The organism is Hydrogenophaga sp., from assembly GCF_019635465.1.
Lineage (GTDB): Bacteria > Pseudomonadota > Gammaproteobacteria > Burkholderiales > Burkholderiaceae_C > Hydrogenophaga.
This window is the reverse complement of record NZ_JAHBZK010000014.1, coordinates 105,138-124,977: the sequence shown is the minus strand read 5'-3', so window position 1 is coordinate 124,977 and position 19,840 is coordinate 105,138. Positions and strand designations below refer to the sequence as shown.

16 protein-coding genes are annotated in these 19,840 nt (G+C 68.5%); 12 read left to right on the top strand and 4 right to left on the bottom strand.

The window, feature by feature from the left end; translation table 11 throughout:
- Window positions 1-92: 92 nt before the first annotated feature.
- The 5 genes from KF871_RS13910 (at window position 93) to KF871_RS13890 (ending at window position 4,792) form a co-directional block, all read left to right on the top strand.
- Window positions 93-1,187: an NAD(P)/FAD-dependent oxidoreductase gene (locus KF871_RS13910; protein WP_291143536.1), complete on the top strand. Its 1,095-nt coding sequence runs from the start codon at window positions 93-95 to the stop codon at window positions 1,185-1,187.
- A gap of 17 nt (window positions 1,188-1,204) precedes the next feature.
- Complete coding sequence (gluQRS, locus tag KF871_RS13905) at window positions 1,205-2,089, top strand: tRNA glutamyl-Q(34) synthetase GluQRS (protein ID WP_291143533.1); 885 nt, start codon at window positions 1,205-1,207, stop codon at window positions 2,087-2,089.
- Between the two features lie 23 nt (window positions 2,090-2,112).
- The gene (gene trmB, locus KF871_RS13900) at window positions 2,113-2,832 is read left to right on the top strand and encodes a tRNA (guanosine(46)-N7)-methyltransferase TrmB (RefSeq protein ID WP_291143530.1); all 720 of its coding nucleotides are present in this window, start codon (window positions 2,113-2,115) and stop codon (window positions 2,830-2,832) included.
- Between the two features lie 16 nt (window positions 2,833-2,848).
- Complete coding sequence (locus KF871_RS13895; protein WP_291143527.1) at window positions 2,849-3,781, top strand: pseudouridine synthase; 933 nt, start codon at window positions 2,849-2,851, stop codon at window positions 3,779-3,781.
- Window positions 3,782-3,886: 105 nt separating this feature from the next.
- Window positions 3,887-4,792: a hypothetical protein gene (locus KF871_RS13890; RefSeq protein WP_291143524.1), complete on the top strand. Its 906-nt coding sequence runs from the start codon at window positions 3,887-3,889 to the stop codon at window positions 4,790-4,792.
- 7 nt (window positions 4,793-4,799) lie between these two features.
- On the opposite strand, the gene KF871_RS13885 is transcribed toward KF871_RS13890, so the two are convergent.
- Window positions 4,800-7,913 carry an FAD-binding and (Fe-S)-binding domain-containing protein gene (locus KF871_RS13885; RefSeq protein ID WP_291143521.1) on the bottom strand — a complete coding sequence of 1,038 codons (3,114 nt, stop codon included), beginning with the start codon at window positions 7,911-7,913 and terminating at the stop codon, window positions 4,800-4,802.
- Between the two features lie 2 nt (window positions 7,914-7,915).
- On the bottom strand, window positions 7,916-8,590 hold the full coding sequence (locus tag KF871_RS13880) for a GntR family transcriptional regulator (protein WP_291143518.1): 675 nt from the start codon (window positions 8,588-8,590) through the stop codon (window positions 7,916-7,918).
- 119 nt (window positions 8,591-8,709) lie between these two features.
- On the opposite strand from KF871_RS13880, the gene KF871_RS13875 reads away from it, so the two are divergent.
- From KF871_RS13875 to KF871_RS13850, 6 genes are all read left to right on the top strand, one after another.
- The gene (locus KF871_RS13875; protein ID WP_291143515.1) at window positions 8,710-9,960 is read left to right on the top strand and encodes an aminotransferase class V-fold PLP-dependent enzyme; all 1,251 of its coding nucleotides are present in this window, start codon (window positions 8,710-8,712) and stop codon (window positions 9,958-9,960) included.
- Between the two features lie 81 nt (window positions 9,961-10,041).
- Window positions 10,042-11,058, top strand: a complete 1,017-nt coding sequence (locus KF871_RS13870; protein WP_291143512.1) for a TRAP transporter substrate-binding protein — start codon at window positions 10,042-10,044, stop codon at window positions 11,056-11,058.
- A gap of 71 nt (window positions 11,059-11,129) precedes the next feature.
- Window positions 11,130-11,666, top strand: coding sequence for a TRAP transporter small permease (locus KF871_RS13865; RefSeq protein WP_291143510.1), 537 nt, complete (start codon window positions 11,130-11,132; stop codon window positions 11,664-11,666).
- Entirely contained in the window at window positions 11,663-12,946 is a 1,284-nt protein-coding gene (locus KF871_RS13860) for a TRAP transporter large permease (protein ID WP_291143507.1), read from the top strand. The genes KF871_RS13865 and KF871_RS13860 overlap by 4 nt, the downstream gene beginning before the upstream one ends.
- Window positions 12,943-13,728 carry an enoyl-CoA hydratase/isomerase family protein gene (locus tag KF871_RS13855; protein ID WP_291143504.1) on the top strand — a complete coding sequence of 262 codons (786 nt, stop codon included), beginning with the start codon at window positions 12,943-12,945 and terminating at the stop codon, window positions 13,726-13,728. The genes KF871_RS13860 and KF871_RS13855 overlap by 4 nt, the downstream gene beginning before the upstream one ends.
- Window positions 13,729-13,730: 2 nt before the next feature.
- Window positions 13,731-14,945, top strand: coding sequence for a CoA transferase (locus KF871_RS13850; protein WP_291143501.1), 1,215 nt, complete (start codon window positions 13,731-13,733; stop codon window positions 14,943-14,945).
- A 7-nt stretch (window positions 14,946-14,952) separates the two neighbouring features.
- On the opposite strand, the gene KF871_RS13845 is transcribed toward KF871_RS13850, so the two are convergent.
- Entirely contained in the window at window positions 14,953-15,393 is a 441-nt protein-coding gene (locus KF871_RS13845) for a hypothetical protein (RefSeq protein ID WP_291143499.1), read from the bottom strand.
- A gap of 90 nt (window positions 15,394-15,483) precedes the next feature.
- Complete coding sequence (gene alaS / locus KF871_RS13840) at window positions 15,484-18,105, bottom strand: alanine--tRNA ligase (RefSeq protein ID WP_291143496.1); 2,622 nt, start codon at window positions 18,103-18,105, stop codon at window positions 15,484-15,486.
- A 251-nt stretch (window positions 18,106-18,356) separates the two neighbouring features.
- Here alaS and KF871_RS13835 point away from each other — a divergent pair, with 251 nt between their 5' ends.
- Window positions 18,357-19,835: an NAD-dependent succinate-semialdehyde dehydrogenase gene (locus tag KF871_RS13835; RefSeq protein WP_291143494.1), complete on the top strand. Its 1,479-nt coding sequence runs from the start codon at window positions 18,357-18,359 to the stop codon at window positions 19,833-19,835.
- The last annotated feature ends 5 nt before the right edge of the window (window positions 19,836-19,840 follow it).

Below are 19,840 nucleotides of genomic sequence, written 5' to 3'. Positions count from 1 at the left end.
ACCCACGCACGCACACGCAACCCGGGAGAACGCGACACCCGGTACCGGCGCCGCGCTGCTACATTCGCCGCACGATCACCACGCTGCGCCCCATGAATCGCCCATCGAAGACCGCCGCCAACCGCGCTCCCCTGCACTTCGCCATCGTGGGTGCCGGCATGGCCGGCGTCACCTGTGCGCGCACCCTGCTGCAGGCCGGCCACCGGGTCACCCTGTTCGAAAAGAGCCGTGGCGTCGGCGGTCGCATGGCTACGCGGCGCACCGAATTCGGCGGCTTTGACCACGGCGTGCAGTACTTCACCGTGCGCGATGCCCGCTTCGAACAGGTGTTGCGCGCCACCGCCACCAGTGCCGTGCGCGCCTGGAGCGCAAGCACGGTTCGGGTACTCGACGAATTCGGTCACGTGCTGGCCAGCGCACCACCGCCGACCGAGCCTCACTTCGTGGCAGCGCCCGGCATGAACGCCCTGGTCCGCCTGTGGGCCGAGCCCATGCTGCAGCCGGCGCAGCATGGCCAACTGCCCGCACGGGTGCTGCTGCAGACCCACGTCAGCCACATCGAGCGCGACGCGCTGCACCCGGCGCAATGGCAGCTGCGCTGCGACGACAACGATGGCGGCCAGCAGGTACTCGGCGGCTTCGACCGCGTGGTGCTGGCCATCCCCCACCCGCAAGCGCACGATCTGCTGCTGGCATCGGGCCTGGCCCCCGGCTTGCGTCAGGCGCTCACGCGGGTGCACGTGGCACCGTGCTGGACGCTGATGGTGGCCTTTCCGCAGGCCATGCAGCCCGGCCTGGCCCACCTGGGGCCGCAATGGAGCGCGGCGCGCAGCACGCACCACCGCATCAGCTGGCTGGCGCGAGAGTCCAGCAAGCCCGCGCGCGAGCCCATCGAACGCTGGACGGTGCAGGCCAGCCCGGCCTGGTCGACCAAACACCTCGAAGACGACGCCGAACGCGTCAAGGCCAAGCTGCTCAAGGGCTTTGCCGAGATCACCGGCATCCGCGCCACGCCGCCGCACGCCGAGGTGCACCGCTGGCGCTTTGCGCAGACGCAGACGCCGCTGGGACAGAGCCACCTGCTCGATGCAACGCTGGGCGTTGGCCTGTGCGGCGACTGGTGCCTGGGCCACCGCGTCGAAGACGCCTTCGTCTCGGGCCTGGAGCTCGCGCTCGCGCTGGCCTGAGCCGCTGTGAACCGCGCGTGAGCTATCGCGGTCGATTCGCCCCTTCGCCCACCGGCCCGCTGCACGCCGGCTCGCTGGTCGCAGCGCTGGCCAGCTGGCTGGACGCGCGTGCCCATGGCGGCCAATGGCTCGTTCGCATCGAAGACGTGGACGGCCCGCGCTGTGTACCCGGCGCCGAGCGCCAGATCATCGATCAGCTCGCCGCCTGCGGGCTGCACAGCGACGCACCGGTGATTCGCCAGTCCAGCCGCGGCAGCACCTACCAGGCGGCGCTGGAGCGGCTGCTGCAACAAGGCGACGCCTACCCCTGCGCCTGCTCGCGCCAGGACATCGAGCTCGCCCTGCTGGCCGCCGGCACGCCGCGCGAACGCCACCAGGCCGCCACCTACCCCGGCACCTGCCGGCCCGAGCGCGGCGGCCTTCTGGGGCGCCCCGCGCGGGCCTGGCGCTTTCGGGTGGCGGGCCTGGGCCACGTTGAGTGGCGGGATCGCCGGCTCGGCGCACAGTCGCAGGACGTGGCCTCCGCAGTGGGCGACTTCATCGTGCGCCGCGCCGACGGCCTCTGGGCCTACCAGCTCGCGGTGGTGGTCGACGACGCCGAGCAAGGCATCACCCACGTGGTGCGCGGCGAAGACCTGGCCGACAACACGCCGCGCCAGATCCTGCTGCAACAGGCCCTGGGTCTGCCCACACCCCGCTACCTGCACACCCCGTTGGTGATGGGCGCCAACGGCGAGAAGCTCAGCAAGCAAAACGGCGCGCATGCCTTGGACCTGGGCAATCCACTGGCCGCACTGAACGTGGCGGCGCAAGCCCTGGGACTGCCCGCCAGCGCCAGCGACGACCTCGGCAGTGCCCTTGGGCATTGGATCGGCGCCTGGGCCGAACGCTGGCCGGCCTAAAATCCCGGCCCTTCGAGGCCCCCATGACCGACCCACGCCACGCGCAGCCGCGCACCCCACCCGACGACGTGCCCTATCTGCGCGTGGTGAAAAGCTACGTGCTGCGCGCCGGTCGCACCACCGCCGGCCAGGCCCGGGCCTACGAGGTGCACGGTCCGCGCCTGCTGGTGCCCTACAGCGCCGACCAGGCCTTCGACGCGCGCACCGCGTTCGGCCGCGAAGCGCCCCTGGTGCTGGAGATCGGTTTCGGCATGGGCACCGCCACCGCGCACATTGCGCAGGTGCGCCCGCAGGACGACTTCCTGTGCTGCGAGGTTCACGAGCCCGGCGTGGGCTCGCTGCTCAAGCTCGCGGGCGACGCCGGCCTGAACAACATCCGCATCCTGCGCCACGACGCGGTCGAGGTGATGGAACACATGCTGGCCGACGCCAGCGTGGACGGCGCGCACATCTTCTTCCCCGACCCCTGGCACAAGACGCGCCACCACAAGCGCCGCCTGATCCAGTCGCCCTTCGTGCACCGCCTGGCGCAAAAGCTCAAACCCGGTGGCTACCTGCACCTGGCCACCGACTGGCAGCCCTATGCCGAGCAGATGCTTGAGGTGCTCAACGCCGAGCCGCTGCTGCGCAACACCGCCGAGGCCTACGCGCCCAAGCCCGACTACCGCCCGCTCACCAAGTTCGAGAACCGTGGCCTCAAGCTCGGCCACGGTGTGTGGGATCTGGTGTTCACCCGCGTCTGAACGGCAAAGGGCGCCGGTGGCCCACCGCCCCAAGAACCCGCTCATTCCCACGCGCGACGGCGTGTCGCCCAGTTGCGTGGCCGTGCCCACGCTCAAGCCCCTGCCCTGGGCCTCGGTGCTGCAGTTCCTGAGCGAGCGGCTGCCGGTGATCGACGCGGCCGGCTGGGCACGACGACTGGCTCAGGGCGACGTGCTCGACGACGATGCGCGGCCAGTAGCGGCCGATGCCGCCTGTGTGCCGGGTGCGCGCCTGTACTACTGGCGCCAGCTCGATCACGAGCCAGCGTTTCCCTTCGAGCCCGATGTGCTGTTTCAGGACGACCACCTGCTGGTGGCCGACAAGCCGCCCTTCATGCCGGTCACGCCCACCGGACGCTATGTGCAGCACAGCCTCATGGTCTGGCTCAAGCGGCACACCGGCATTCACACGCTCAACCCGGTGCACCGCATCGACCGCGAAACCGCTGGCCTGGTGGTATTCAACCTGCGACCGAAGGAGCGCAACGCTTACCACGCGCTGTTTCGCGACCGGGCGGTGCACAAGGTCTACGAAGCCATCGCGCCGCTGTGCGCCGACCAGACCTGGCCCCTCGTGCGCCGCAGCCGCATCGAAGAAGACGTGGAAGCCTTCTTCCGCATGGTCGAAACCGAGGGCGAGCCCAACAGCGAAACCCGCATCGATCTGATCGAGCGCCACGGTGAATGGGCACGCTACCGGCTCGAACCGATCACAGGCAAACGGCACCAGTTGCGGGTGCACCTGAACGCGCTGGGCGCGCCCATCGCGGGCGACCGCTTCTATCCGACAGTGCGCGACGGCCCGATGCATACGGAAGACCACACATCGCCGCTGCAACTGCTCGCGCAGCAGATTGCTTTTGACGATCCGGTCACGGGCCATCCGCGCCAGTTCCAGAGCCGCCGGTCACTCGCCTGGCCAGCCTTTTGACCGATGGTCGGCCAGACGTGCAGGTGATCCGGCTCGGGTCGGATGCGCCTCACTTCCGCCACGAAGATGCCGAACCAACGACACATCGCTGGTCCCTGCCTTCACATGTCCCGCCAAGTCATCGATACCCCCGCTGCCGTCGCCAAGGTGCTCAACGACGACGGTGCGCTCCTGCCCCCCGCGTCGCGCTGCGACGTGCTCTCCAAACCCGCGGCCAAGGTCCAGTGCCTGGTGTGCAATTCGCCCGCCATGCGCAAACAGGACCCGAGCGTCGTGGTGGTGCTCATGGGCGCATCGCGCCACGACCAGCGCGAGGTCGCCTCCGCGTTCGAGCGCCTGCTCGGCGATGGCCAGGGCGCCATCCGCAGTGAGCCGGTTTCCTTGCGCGTGCTGCAGTCCGGCGGCATCACCCTGTTGCTGGCGCCCTGGGCCGCGCGCGAGGACGTGCGCGGCGTGGTGCACTCGCTTTCATCCAGCCTGGAGCCCGAGCGCGTGACCATCGACGGCTCGCAAGTGCAGGAGCAAGGCGTGGTCATGGTCCACGGCCCTGGCTCACAAGGCGATGTGGCGGTCGAGATCCGGCGCTCCTTGCAGGCCTTTGTCGCCGATGCGCACCCACTGTGGCGCAACGCGCTGCGACTGATTTCAGGCCGCGAGGAGACCCGCACCTGGCAGTTGCCCCTGGGCTGCACCGTGACCGAACGGCAGGAAGGCCGCCACGTCTGCTGGGTCGTGGGCTTCGAGGCCATGAGCCGGCTCGAACGCGCGGCCGAACTGGTCGATGCGCGCCTTGACATGGGCAAGGACCACCTGCTGACGCGCTACGTGCGCGACGAAGACGATTTCGGCGAAACCTGCGTGCCCACCATCGCGCTGATGGCGGCCAACACCTCGCGCGAGGCACGCACGCAGATGGCGCGCCTGCTGCAGCACACGCTGTACCTGGTCGGGCGCCTGGGTTTTGCGCCCTCCGGCCCGGCCGAACTCAGCGACCGCGCAGTCGCCTACTGATCCGCCATCAGGCTGCGCCCAGCTGGCGTGCCAGCAAGCGGCTCACATGGATCGCCTCGCGCTGCGCGCCGTCGTGAATCTGGTGGCGGCAACTGGTGCCATCGGCCACAACGATGGCATCGGGTTGGGCCCGCACCGCGGGCAACAGGCTCAGCTCGGCCATCTGCATCGACACCGCGTGGTGCGATGCCTCGTAGCCAAAGCTGCCAGCCATGCCGCAGCAACTGCTCTCGATCAGCCTGGGCTGCGCGCCCGGCACCCAGCGCAGCACCTCCATCACGGGTGAGACGGCGTCGAAGGCCTTCTGGTGGCAATGGCCGTGCACCAGCACCGGCTGCGCCACCGGTTGCAGCTGCGCCTTGAGCCCGTCCATGCGACCCGCGCGCGCCTCCTGCGCCAGAAACTCTTCAAACAGCAAGGCCTGTTCGGCCACCGCTTGCGCACCCGAACCCAGGCCCATCACCAGCAGCTCGTCGCGCAGAGTGAGCAGGCACGAGGGCTCCAGGCCGACGATGGCCAGGCCGCGCTCGGCCAGCGGCAGCAGGCTGGCCACCAGCTCGCGCGCCTTGTCGCGCGCAGCGTCCACCATGCCGGCGGCCAGGTAGGTGCGGCCGCAGCACAAATGGCCGTCGCCGCCCTGCTTGGTGGCCACGTGCACCACGTAGCCTGCGGTCTGCAGCACCGTGACCGCATCGCGCGCGTTGTCGTCTTCGAAATGCCCGTTGAAGGTGTCGACGAACAGCACCACGCCGCGTTCTGCCGCCATCACCTCGTCGCGCGTGGCGGTGCGCGGCGCGTCGTTGAAGAAGTGGCGCGTGCGCCATTCGGGCAGACTGCGCTGCGCGCTCAGGCCCAGCCAGCGTTCGCCCAGCGCCGCCATCCACGGCAGGCGGTTGCGCAGGTTGAGCAGCGGCGCCAGCCGTGCGGCCCAGCGGGCGTAATCGGGCAGGTGGGCAATCAGGCGGTCCTTGACCGAGCGCCCATGCCTGGCGTGGTGGTGGTGCAGCCACTCCACCTTCATGCGCGCCATGTCCACGCCGGTGGGGCAGTCGCGCTTGCAGCCCTTGCAGCCCACGCACAGGTCCATGGCTTCGCGCACCGCGTCGCTGGTGAAGGCATCGCCCGGTGCCATGCCGTCGAGCTGTCCGCTCAGGGCCAGGCGCAGCGTGTTGGCGCGCCCGCGCGTGAGGTGCTGCTCGTCGCGCGTGACGCGGTAGCTCGGGCACATGGTGCCGGCGTCGAACTTGCGGCAGTGCCCGTTGTTGTTGCACATCTCCACCGCCTTGGCCAGGCCGTGCGCGGGGTCGCCGCCGGTGCCGGGCGCGCTGGTCTGCTCGGTCACGGCGTCGTTCTGCACATCCCAGCCGCTCCAGTCGAGCGCCGTGCGGATCGGCACCACGCGGTAGCTGGGCGGAAAGCGCATCAGCCGCGTGTCGTCCATCTTCGGCGGATCGATCATGCGCTGCGGGCACAACAGCCCGTCCGGGTCGAAACGCTGCTTGATGGCCCGGAAGGCCTCGTTCAAACGCGGGCCGAACTGCCATTCGATCCACTCGCCGCGGCACAGGCCATCGCCGTGCTCGCCGCTGTACGCGCCCTTGTAGCGCCGCACCAGCGCGCTGGCCTCTTCGCCGATGGCGCGCATCTTCGCGGCGCCACCGTCGGGACCGCCAGTGCGCATGTCCAGGATGGGCCGCACATGCAAGGTACCTACCGACGCATGCGCATACCAGGTGCCGCGCGTGCCGTGCTTGCGAAACACCTGCGTGAGCGCGTCGGTGTATTCGGCCAGGTATTCCAGCGGTACCGCACAGTCTTCGATGAAGCTCACCGGTTTGCCGTCGCCGCGCAGGCTCATCATGATGTTGAGCCCGGCCTTGCGCACCTCCCAAAGGTTCTTCTGCGGCGCGTCGTCGAGCATCTCGACCACGCTGCCCGGCAGGCCCAGGTCGCCCATCAGTTCGACCAGCTCGCGCAGCTTGTGCTGGATGTCGGCCTTGCTCGGCCCGCTGAACTCGACCAGCAGCACCGCGTCGGGCTGGCCGCCGTTGATGTGCGGCGACAGCGCGGTACGGATGGTGGGCGCAAACGCCGGGTTCTTGAGCGCGAGCTCGATCATGGTGCGATCGACCAGCTCCACCGCCGTGAGCTGGCCCACCGGCATGCCTTCGCCCAGCTTGACGATGTGCTGGGCGCTGTCCATGGCCTTGTAGAAGGTCGGGAAGTTCACCACCCCGAGCACCTTGGCGCGCGGCAGCTCGCTCAGGCGCAGCGTGAGCGAGCGCGTCAGCGCCAGCGTGCCCTCGCTGCCGATCAGCAGGTGCGCCAGGTTCACCGACCCGTCGGCCGTGTAGGGGCGCGGGTTCTGGTTGCGAAAGACGTCGAGGTTGTAGCCCGCCACGCGGCGCAGCACCTTGGGCCAGTGCGCGTCGATGTCGCCGGCGTGCTGCGCGGCCAGGTCGCGCACGAAGTCGCCGATGGCGCGCGCCTCGCCACCGGCGTCGGCGTAGGCGCCGAAGTCGAGCAACTGCCCGTCGGCCAGCCAGGCCTGCGCGCCCAGCACGTTGTGCACCATGTTGCCGTAGGCGATGGAGCGGCTGCCGCAGGAGTTGTTGCCCGCCATGCCACCGAGCGTGGCCTGCGCGCTGGTGGACACGTCCACCGGGTACCACAGGCCGTGCGCCTTGAGCTGCGCGTTCAGGTGGTCGAGCACGATGCCCGGCTCGACCGTGGCGGTGCGCGCGTCGGCGTCCACCGCCAGCACGCGCCGCATGTGCTTGCTGTGGTCGATCACCAGGCCGGTGCCCACCGTCTGCCCGCACTGGCTGGTGCCCCCGCCGCGCGGCACCACCGGCACGCCCAGCTGGCGGCAAATGCGCAGCGCGGTGGCCACGTCCTCGGCGTTGGTGGGCACGAAGACGCCCACCGGCATCTGCTGGTAGATCGACGCGTCGGTCGCGTAGCGGCCGCGGTCGCCGGCCGAAAAGAGTACCTCGCCCTGCGTGTGCTGGCGCAGCTCGCGCGCGAGCCGCCCCGCCACCTCGGCCCCGATGCGCGCGGCGCGCTCGTAGCTGCTGTCGGGGGATTCCTGGCGCAGGTGAATGGGCAAGGGTGCGTTCATGGTCAGTCGCTCTCGGCGGCGTGCATCTGCTCGATGACAACGTCGCGTTTGTGGTGCAAGTGCTGGGTCAGCACACGCGCCAGCGCGGCGCCGTCGCGTGTCTTGAGGGCGTTCACCATGGCCTCGTGCTCCTGCACGGCGCGCTGCCACTTCTCGCCGTCCTGGTTGGAGCGAAAGCGCAGCGCCTGCAGACGCGCGTTGACCTGGTTGTAGGTGGCCGTGAGCACCGGGTTCTTGGCCGCGGCGTTGATGGCGCGGTGAATGGCGGCGTTGAGCCGGTAGTAGGCCGAGAGGTCGCGCCGGGTGTAGGCGGCCATCATCTCGAAGTGCATGGCCTCGATCTCGGCCACCTCGGCGTCGGTCACGCGCGCCGCGGCCAGCTGGCCGGACTGCGCCTCCAGCCCCGCCATCACCTCGAAGGTGTGGCGCACGTCTTCTTCGTCCAGCGCCACGGCCACCGAGCCGCGGTTGGGCAGCAGTTCGACCAAGCCTTCGGCGGCCAGCATCTTGATGGCCTCTCGCAGCGGGGTGCGCGAGATGTGCAACACCTCGCAGAGCTCGCGCTCGTTGAGCTTGGCGCCGGGCGCGATCACGCCCTCCACCAGCATCTGGCGCAAACGGCTCGCCACCTGCTCATGCAGGACGGGACGCGGAATGCTGGGCACTTGGGCGCTCATGGGCCTCCATTTTTGTATGCAAAAAATCCGGGGTCAACGGGATCATACCGGGGTGAATACCCTTGACATTTGCATTTTGCATACAAAAAATGGCCGCCAACCTGCAACCAGAACCGACCATGCTGACCACCGACGCCCACCCCACCGGCCGCCATTTCCTGCAGATTCCGGGGCCCTCGCCCGTGCCGGATCGCATCCTGCGCGCCATGAGCCTACCCACCATCGACCACCGCGGCCCCGAGTTCGGCCGCCTGGGCCTGAAGGTACTGGCCGACATGCAGACCATCTTCAAGACCCGCCACCCGGTCATGATCTACCCCGGCTCGGGCACCGGCGCCTGGGAGGCCGCGCTGGTCAACGTGCTCAACCCGGGCGACCAGGTGCTGATGTACGAGACCGGGCACTTCGCCTTCCTGTGGAACCAGCTCGCCACGCGCCTGGGCCTCAAAACCGAGGTGCTGGGCCTGCCCGGCACCGAAGGCTGGCGCCGCGGCGTGCAGGCCGATCTGATCGAGCAGCGCCTCAGGGCCGACAGCGGCCACGCCATCAAGGCGGTCTGCGTGGTGCACAACGAAACCTCCACCGGCGTCACGAGCGACATCGCCGCCGTGCGCCGCGCCATCGACGCCGCGAAGCACCCTGCTCTGCTGCTGGTCGACACCATCTCGGGCCTGGCCGGTGCCGACTACCGCCACGACGAATGGGGCGTGGACGTGGCCATCAGCGGCTCGCAGAAAGGCCTGATGCTGCCGCCCGGCATCGGCTTCAACGCGCTGTCGCCCAAGGCCATCGAAGCCAGCAAGAAGGCCACCATGCCGCGCGCCTACTGGGGCTGGGGCGAGATGCTGGAGATGAACAAGAACGGCTACTGGCCATCGACCCCCAACACCAACCTGCTCTACGGCCTGAGCGAGGCCTGCGACATGCTGCTGGCAGACGGGCTGGACCGCGTGTTTGCACGCCACCAACGCTGGGCCGCGGGCGTGCGCGCCGCCGTCACCGCCTGGGGCCTGCCGATCCAGTGCGCCGACCCCGCGGTGTACTCACCCATCCTCACCGGCGTCATGACGCCCGAGGGCGTGGACGCCGACGCGGTGCGCAAGCTTATCTACGAGCGCTTCGACTGCTCGCTGGGTACCGGCCTGGGCAAGATCAAGGGTCGCATGTTCCGCATCGGCCACCTGGGCGACAGCAACGACCTCACGCTGGTGGCCACCGTGGCCGGCTGCGAAATGGGCCTCAAGCTCGCCGGCGTCAAGCTGGCTGGCTCGGGCGTGCAGGCCGTCATGGACCACTTCTCGGCCCACCCGGGCGGCCTGCTGCAAGGCGCGCCCGCCCCAAAGAGCAAGCCCCAGCCCGCCATGGCCTGAGACCGGATGACAGGTGCCCCGTTGCGTCCGTGGACGGGGCTCGGAGTTTTCAGCGGACGACAAACCACACAGGAGACAAGCATGCCGAATCGCCACCGTACCCTCGCGGCCTTCACCCGACGGGCCGTCACCGCAGCGCTGGGCGCCACGGCGCTGATGCTGGCCAGCACCGCCGCACACGCGCAACTGGAGATCAAGCTCGGCCACGTGGGCGGGCCCGGCTCGCTCTTTGAGCGCTCGGCCAACGAGTTTGCGCGCGTGGCCAACGAACGCCTGGGCAACAAGGCCAAGGTGGTGGTGTTCGGCTCCAGCCAGCTCGGCGGCGACGCCGAGATGATGCAGAAGCTGCGCCTGGGCACGCTGGACCTGTCGCTGCCCTCGTCGGTGATGTCCTCCACCGTGCCTGCCTTCGGCATGTTCGAGATGCCCTACCTCGTCAAGAACCGCGAGCACATGAAAGCCATCGAGCAGGCGGTGGTGTGGCCGGCGCTGGCGCCCATGGCCGACGAGAAGGGCTACAAGATCCTGGGCGTGTGGGAGAACGGCTTTCGCAACGTGACCAACAACCTGCGCCCGATCGTCAAGCCCGACGACCTCAAGGGCATGAAGCTGCGCGTGCCGCAAGGCGTGTGGCGCGTGAAGATGTTCCAGGCCTATGGCGCCAACCCGTCGCCGATGGCGCTGTCCGAGGTGTTCGTGGCGCTGCAGACCGGTGTGATGGACGGGCAGGAGAACCCGCTCACGCAGATCTACTCGTCCAAGTTCCAGGAGGTGCAGAAGTACCTCTCGATGACCGGCCACGTGTACACGCCGGCCTACCTCACCGCCGGCTCGCGCAAGTTCGCCTCGCTGCCCGCCGATGTGCGCGAGATCCTCGAGAAGGCCGCCAAGGACGTTCAGCCCTTTGTCTACAAGACCGCGGCCGAGCTCGACAAGGAACTGGTCGACAAGATCGCTGCCGCCGGCGTGAAGGTCAACGACCCGGACAAGAACGCCTTCATCGCCGCCAGCAAAGCCGTGTACGCCGAGTTCGGCAAGGAAGTGCCCGACGGCGCCAAGCTGGTTGACAAGGCAGTCGAGCTCGGCGCGAAGTTCTGACGCCATCGCCTGCGAACGGCCCCGCCACTGAGGCGGGGCCTTCGCGCCCTCCCTTTCCCTTCGGGTTCATCGTGCTGCACTCCCTTCGACTCGCGTTCGAACGCGCGCTCACCGCGTTCGTCATCCTGCTGCTGGGCTCGCTGGCGGTCATCGTCCTCATGGGCGTGACCTACCGAAAGCTCGGCATCCCCATGGTCTGGTACGACGAGGTGGCCTCGATCGCGCTGGCCTGGCTGACCTACTACGGCGCCGGGCTGGCTGCGCTCAAGCGCTCGCACATTGGCTTTCCGGGGCTGGTCAATGCCATGCCACCCAGCCTGCGCGTGCCGCTGGTGCTGCTGGGCGAAGGCATCGTGATCCTGTTCTTCGCGCTGCTGGGCTGGTACGGCTACCAGGTGCTGGTGATCCTGGAAGGTGACGCCATGGTGAGCCTGCCCTGGGTGCCCACGCGGCTGACGCAATCGGTCATCCCGATCGGCTCGCTGATCTTCATCGTGGCGCAACTGCTCACGCTGCCCGAGCTGCTGCGCCAGGCGCGCGGCGACGGCGTGATCGACGCCGAGAAGCAGGAAATGCAACGCGAAATCGAAAAGGCGATGCAATCATGATGGCCGCGCTGATGTTCCTGGGCCTGCTGGCCCTGATCCTGATCAATGTGCCGATCGCCATCGCGCTCGGCGTGGTGGCCATGACGGCCATGGTGTGGTTCGGCGGCATGGAGTCGCTGCTGAGCGCGGCCATCACCATGTTCAATGGCGCCACCAGCTTCCCGCTGCTGGCCATTCCGCTGTTCGTGCTGGCCGGCGCCATCATGAATTCGTCGAGCCTGTCGCGCCGGCTCATCGCCTTTGCCTCTGCCCTGTTCGGCTTCGTCAAGGGCGGGCTGGCGATGGTCAACATCGGCACCTCGCTGTTCTTCGCCGAGATCTCCGGCTCGGCCGTGGCCGACGTGGCCGCCATGGGTTCGATCCTGGTGCCGGCGATGAAGAAGAAGGGCTACCCCAAGGAATTCGCCGCGGCGGTGACGTCGTCGTCAGCGACGCTGGCCATCATCATTCCGCCGTCGATCCCGATGATCCTGTACGCGGTGATGGCCGAGACCTCGGTGGTGCAGCTGTTCGTGGCAGGCATCGTGCCCGGCATCCTCGGCGGCGGCGCCATGATGGGCCTGGCCTACTGGTACGCCAAACGCTACAACTACCCGGTTGAAGAAGTGTTCAGCTGGCAGCGCGTCAAGAGCACCTTCAAGGACGCGGCCTGGGCCTTCCTGCTGCCCATGATCATTCTGGGCGGCATCTTCGGCGGCGTCGTCACCGCCACCGAAGGCGCGGCACTGGCCGTGGTGGCCGCGCTGTTCATCGGCGCCGTGATCTACCGCGAGCTCAACCTCAAGCACCTGATGGAGTCGATGGTCGAGGGCAGCGTGCAGACCGCGGTGGTGATGCTGCTGGTGGCCGCCTCCGCCCTGCTCGGCCATTTGCTCACCGAGCAGCAGATGCCGCAGCAACTGGCGGCGTGGATCGCCTCGCTGACCGACAACAAGTGGGCGGTGCTGGCCATCCTCAACATCTTCTTCCTGCTGGCGGGGCTGTTCCTGCACTCGGCGGCGGCCATCATCCTGGTGGTGCCGATCGTGATGCCGCTGGTCAAGGCGGTGGGCATCGATCCGGTGCACTTCGGCCTGATCGTCACGCTCAACCTGGGCATCGGCCAGCAGACGCCGCCGGTGGCCAGCGTGCTGGCCACGGCCTGCTCGATCGCCAAGGCCGACATGTGGAAGGTCACGCGCGTGAACCTGCCCTTCATCGGCGTGCTCATGGCGCTGCTGCTGCTGGTGACCTATGTGCCGGCGGTGCCGATGTTCCTGGTGGACGTGTTCTACCGATGAGCGAGGACAACGGGCAGGTGAGCCTGCGCATCGAGGAAGGCCTGGCGCATCTGGTGTTCGACCGCCCCGCGGCGCGCAACGCCATGACCTGGACCATGTACCAGCAACTGGGCGCCGCCTGCGAGCAACTCGCACAGGACAGCTCGGTGCGCGCGGTGCTGATGCGTGGCGCCGGTGGGCAGGCCTTCGTGGCCGGCACCGACATCGCGCAGTTCGCGCACTTCAAGAACGGCGAGGACGGCATCGCCTACGAACGCCAGATCGACGCCGGCATCACGCGGCTGGCCAGCCTGCCCATGCCGACCATTGCCCTGGTCGAAGGCTGGGCCGTGGGCGGTGGCCTGGCGATTGCCACCGCCTGCGACTTTCGCCTGGCCACGCCGGGCACGAAGTTCGGCGTGCCGATCGCGCGCACGCTGGGCAACGGCCTGTCGGTGGCCAACATCGCGCGGCTGCGCGCGGCCTGGGGGCACGAGCGAATCAAGCGCATGCTGCTGCTGGCCGAGATGGTGGGCGCCGACGAGGCTATGGCCTGCGGCTATCTGCATGGCATTGCGCCCGACGCCGAGGCGCTCGGTGAGCAAGGCCTGGCCCTCGCCCACAAGCTGGCCGCGCTGGCGCCGGTGACCCAGCGCGTGAGCAAGACCGCGCTGCAACGGCTGACCGTGCACGAGCTGCCACCGGGCGACGACCTGATTCTTACCGTGTATGGCAGCGACGACTTCCACGAGGGCGTGAGTGCCTTCGTGGCCAAACGCCCACCGGTGTGGAAAGGACAGTGAGCATGCCCAGCCCCGTTGCCGCCGGCCCACTTGCGGGCCTGCGCGTGCTCGAACTCAGCCAGATCATGTCGGGCCCCACCTGCGGCCTGCTGCTGGCCGACCTCGGCGCCGAGGTGATCAAGATCGAGAAGCTGCCCGGCGGCGACGACTCGCGCGGCTACCGCGACCCGCAGGTCAATGGCGTGTCGGCGCCGTTCATGATGCTCAACCGCCACAAGCGCGGCATGGCGCTCAACCTCAAGCTCGACCAGGGGCGCGAGGTGCTCAAGCAGCTGGTGAAGAACGCCGACGTGCTGATCGAAAACTTCCGCCTCGGCACCATGGACAAGCTCGGCCTGGGCTACGACACCTTGTCGGCCATCAACCCTGGCCTGATCTACTGCGCCATCACCGGCTACGGCCGCACCGGCCCTTATGCCGACAAGGGCGGCTTCGACCTCATCGCGCAGGGCTTTGCTGGCCTGATGTCGGTCACCGGCGAGCCCGGTCGGCCACCGGTCAAGAGCGGCAGCGCGGTGTCGGACATGAACGCCGGCATCCTGGCCACGGTGGGCGTGCTGGCCGCCTACATCCACCGCCTCAAGACCGGGCAAGGCCAGATCGTCGACACCTCGCTGGCCGACGCGGCCCTGCAGCAAACCTACTGGCACGCGGCCGTGTGGTTCGCCACCCAGCGTTCACCGCAGCCCACCGGCTCGGCGCACCTGCTGACCGCGCCCTACCAGGCCTTCGAGGCCAGCGACGGCTGGATCAACATCGGCGGCGCCAACCAGGCCAACTGGGAACGAATCTGCGAGGTGCTCGGCCACCCCGAATGGCGCGCCGATCCGCGCTTTGCCGCCAACAGCGACCGCATGGCGCACCTGGAAGAACTGGTCGCGCTGATGAACACCGTGGTGCGCACCCGAACCCGCGCCGACTGGCAAGCGGCCTTCGACGTAGCTGGCGTGCCCGCCGGCCCCGTACACACCATCGGCGAGGCCCTGAGCCACCCGCAAACCCTGGCGCGAGGCATGGTGGTCGAGACCGTGCACCCGCAAGCCGGGCCCACGCGCGGCGTGGGCTGCCCCATCCACTTCAGCGCGACCCCGACACCCACCAGCACCCCCGCGCCCTTGCTGGGCCAGCACACGCGCGAGCTGCTGCGCGAGGCAGGCTATGCGGACGATCAGATCGATATGCTGGTCGCTGAGGGCGTTGTGGCCGAGGCGGCGTAGTCCACCGTCAAGGCTCGACGCGGTAGCTCACCGCAACGCCGTTGACCGAGGGCATGGCCTTGAACACCCGCGCTGCGGGGTGATGGCGCACCACCAGTTGCCGGGCCGAGCGCCATTGCACGGTGACGGCCGGGCCGCCACCCCGCCCCGAGGGCGCGGCGCCGTGATCGGTGTCGGCGATGAAGAGGTTGCCGGCCCGGTTGCGCAACTCGGCCCGCACGGCGAGCACGGAGACCTGCGTCGAGAAGCCGGTGCTGGCACCGCAGTTGCGCTCGAACACCACAGCGCGCCAATGCCCGTCGGGCGAAGGCTGGTTATCGAGCACGCGGTTGGTGCAGCCGGCGTCCATCAAACGGCCCAGGGCCAGCCACAGCCCCCAGGCCAGCACCAGCGCACCCACCGCCACCCAGGCGCCCCAACGCGCAACCCGAGACCACCTGATCCGCACCGCCTTGCTCCCGACATCGTCCATCGAAGGGCGGCAGCATAGGCCAACAAAGCCCGCCGGTGCGGCGAGCCCGGTGGCGTCATGCGATCGTCAGATGCGCTCGGCCACCCAGCCCTGCACCGACGACAAGGCCTTGGCCAGGCCGCTGGCGTCGGTGCCGCCGGCCATGGCCATGTCGGGCTTGCCGCCACCCTTGCCGCCCACTTGCTGGGCGACGAAGTTCACCAGCTCGCCGGCCTTGACCTTGCCCACGCTGTCGGCGGTCACGCCCGCGGCCAATTGCACCTTGCCGCCATCGACAGCGGCCAGCACGATGGCGGCGGTCTTGAGCTTGTCCTTGAGCTTGTCCATGGTCTCGCGCAGGGTCTTGGCGTCGGCGCCCGCCAGCGTAGCGGCCAGCACCTTGAGACCCTTCACATCCACGGCCTGGTTGACCAGCTCGTCGCCCTGGGCAGAGGCCAGGCGGCTCTTGAGCGTGTTCATTTCCTTCTCGAGCTCGCGCATCTGCTCGAGCAGCGCGCCCACGCGGGCCGGCACTTCGCCCGGCGCCACCTTGAGCGTGCCGGCCACGCCGCCCAGTGTCTCTTCCATGCCCTGCACATAGCGCAGCGCACTCAGGCCGGTGGTGGCTTCGACGCGGCGCACACCGGCGGCCACGCCGCCTTCGGCGGTGATGGTGAAGAAGCCGATGTCGCCGGTGGCTTTCACGTGGGTGCCGCCGCAGAGCTCGCGGCTGCTGCCGATGTCGAGCACGCGCACGGTCTCGCCGTACTTCTCGCCGAACAGCATCATGGCGCCAGTGGCCTTGGCCGATTCGATGTCCATGACCCGCGCCTGGGTCGGCGCATTGGCCACGATCTCGGCGTTCACACGGCGCTCGATCTCGCGGATCTGCTCGTCGGTGACCGGCGCGTTGTGCGTGAAGTCGAAACGCGTCTTGTCGGCGTCGACCAGCGAGCCCTTTTGCTGCACGTGTGCACCCAGCACCTCGCGCAAGGCCTTGTGCATCAGGTGCGTGACCGAGTGGTTGCGCATGGTCGCGGCGCGCTGATCCAGATTGACGGCCGCGCTCACGCTGTCGCCCACGGCCAGCGTGCCCTGTTCCAGCACACCGTGGTGGCCGAACACGTCGGCCTTGATCTTCTGGGTGTCACCCACAGCGAACCGGGCCGAGCCGCTGGTGATGGTCCCTTCGTCGCCGACCTGACCACCGCTTTCGGCATAGAACGGGGTGGTGTCGAGCACCACCACGCCCTGCTGGCCGGCCTTGATTTCGGCCACGGCCGTGCCGTCGAGGTACAGCGCCACCACCTTGCCGGGCGCCTCCAGTTGCTCGTAGCCCACGAAGGTGTTGCCCGCGCCGCTGTAGTCCAGCGCCTTGTCCATCTTGAACTTGCCTGCCGCGCGGCCTTTGGCCTTCTGCGCCTCCATGGCGGCATCGAAGCCGGCCGCATCCACCGTGACGCCGCGCTCGCGGCAGACGTCGTTGGTCAGGTCGAGCGGGAAGCCGTAGGTATCGTGCAGCTTGAAGGCCACCTCACCCGGCAATACCTTCTGGCCGTCGCCCAGCGCGGCGTCGAGGATTTCCATGCCATTGGCCAGCGTCTCGTAGAAGCGCTCTTCCTCGGCCTTGAGCACCTCGGTGATGCGCTGCGCCTGCGAGGCCATGTTGGGGTAGGTCGCGCCCATCACCTTCACCAGATCGGGCACGAGCTTGTGGAAGAACGGCGTCTTCTGACCCAGCTTGTAGCCGTGGCGGATGGCGCGGCGGATGATGCGGCGCTGCACGTAGCCGCGGCCTTCGTTGGACGGGATCACGCCGTCGCTGACCAGAAACGCCGTGGCGCGGATGTGGTCGGCAATCACCTTGAGCGAGGGGTTGGTCAGGTCGCTGATGTGGGTCTCGCGCGCGGCGGCCTGGATGAGCGCCTCGAACAGGTCGATCTGGTAGTTGCTGTGCACGTGCTGCAGGATGGCCGCCAGGCGCTCCAGGCCCATGCCGGTGTCCACGCAGGGCGCGGGCAGCGGCGTGACCGAGCCGTCCTCGGCCATGTCGAACTGCATGAACACGTTGTTCCAGATCTCGATGAAGCGGTCGCCGTCTTCGTCGGGGCTGCCCGGGGGGCCGCCGGGGATGTCGGGGCCGTGGTCGTAGAAGATTTCGGAGCACGGGCCGCAGGGGCCGGTGTCGGCCATCATCCAGAAGTTGTCGCTCTTGTAGCGCCCGCCCTTGTTGTCGCCAATGCGGATCACGCGCTCGGGCGGCAGGCCGATCTCCTTGGTCCAGATGTCGTAGGCCTCGTCGTCCTCGGCGTACACGGTGGCCAGCAGGCGCTCCTTGGGCAGCTTGTAGACCTCGGTCAGCAGCTCCCAGGCCCACTTCAGGCTCTCGCGCTTGAAGTAGTCGCCAAAGCTCCAGTTGCCCAGCATCTCGAAGAAGGTGTGGTGGCGCGCGGTGTAGCCCACGTTCTCCAGATCGTTGTGCTTGCCGCCGGCACGCAGACAGGCCTGCACCGAGGCCGCGCGCACATAGGGGCGCTTGTCGGTGCCCAGGAACACGTCCTTGAACTGCACCATGCCCGAGTTGGTGAACATGAGCGTGGGGTCGTTGCCCGGCACCAGCGGGCTGGACGCGACCACGGTGTGGCCCTTGGCGGCGAAGAAGTCCAGGAAGGTCTTGCGGATGTCGGCGACGGAAGCGGGGCGGGTCATGGGGGCCTTGTGGTGTCGGTCGGGGTGCGCGGGCGAACCCACGCGAACCCGGTATTTTCCAACAAGCCGGCACCCACCGGCCATGCGGGGAAAACCGCGGCCCCAACCGGGTGGTCGCCTGTGGCACCCCACGCTGGCGCGCTCACCGCTATGCTCGATGCCGTTTCGGGCGCACAATCCGGGCCAAATATTTAACAAGTTAAATATTTGGCCGCTTCGCCGGCCGCCCGCCCCACCGATGGAGACGCAAGATGGACATGAAAACCTCGCCCCTGGCCCTGCTCAACGACCCCAGCCTGCTCAAGATCGACGGCCTGATCAATGGCCAGTGGATCAAGGGCGCCGCCCGCTTTGATGTGCACGATCCGGCCACCGGCCAGAAGCTGGCCGACGTGGCCAACCTGGGTCCGGCCGACGCCGAAGCCGCCATCGCGGCCGCCAACGCCGCCTGGCCGGCCTGGCGCAACAAGACCGCCAAGGAGCGCAGCAACATCCTTCGCAAGTGGTACGACCTGCTGATGGCCAACCAGGAGGACCTGGGCCGCATCCTGACCGCCGAGCAAGGCAAGCCCTTTGCCGAAGCCAAGGGCGAGATCGCCTACGGTGCGAGCTTCGTGGAGTGGTTTGCCGAGGAAGCCAAGCGCGTCAACGGCGAGACCCTGCCCCACTTCGACAACAACCGCCGCCTGCTGGTGCTCAAGCAGCCCATCGGCGTGTGCGCAGCCATCACGCCCTGGAACTTCCCGCTGGCCATGATCACGCGCAAGGTGGCGCCAGCACTGGCCGCCGGTTGCCCGGTGGTCATCAAGCCCGCCGAGCTCACGCCGCTGACCGCGCTGGCCGCGGCCGAGCTGGCGCTGCGCGCCGGCATCCCGGCTGGCGTGCTCAACGTGCTGTCGGCCGATTCGCAGCAAAGCATTGCCGTGGGCAAGGTGCTGTGCGCCAGCGACGTGGTGCGCCACCTGAGCTTCACCGGCTCCACCGAGGTCGGCCGCATCCTCATGGCGCAGTGCGCCCCCACCGTCAAGAAACTCAGCCTGGAGCTGGGCGGCAACGCGCCTTTCATCGTGTTCGACGACGCCGACATCGACTCCGCCGTCGAGGGCGCGTTTGCCAGCAAATACCGCAACGCCGGCCAGACCTGCGTGTGCTCCAACCGACTCTACGTGCAGGAAGGCGTGTACGACGAGTTCGTCAGCAAGTTCGCCGCCAAGGTCAAGACAGCCAAGGTCGGCAACGGCTTCGAGGACGGCGTCAACCAGGGTCCGCTGATCGAAGAAGCGGCGCTGGAGAAGGTGCAACGTCACGTCGACGACGCGGTGGCCAAGGGCGCACGCGTGGTGGCCGGCGGCAAGCGCCTGAGCGGCCAGTTCTTCGAGCCCACCGTGGTGGCCGACGCCACCGCCGACATGGTGTGCGCGCGCGAAGAAACCTTCGGCCCGTTCGCGCCGGTCTTCAAGTTCAAGACCGAGCAAGAGGCCGTGGACGCCGCCAACAACACCGAGTTCGGCCTGGCGAGCTATTTCTACAGCCGCGACATGGGCCGCGTCTTCCGCGTGAGCGAGGCGCTGGAGTACGGCATGGTCGGCATCAACGTGGGCATCCTGGCCACCGAGCACGTGCCCTTCGGCGGCGTCAAGCAGTCGGGCCTGGGCCGCGAGGGCTCACACCACGGCATGGACGACTACGTCGAGATCAAGTACCTGTGCATGGGTGACATCCTCAAGTGATGTCA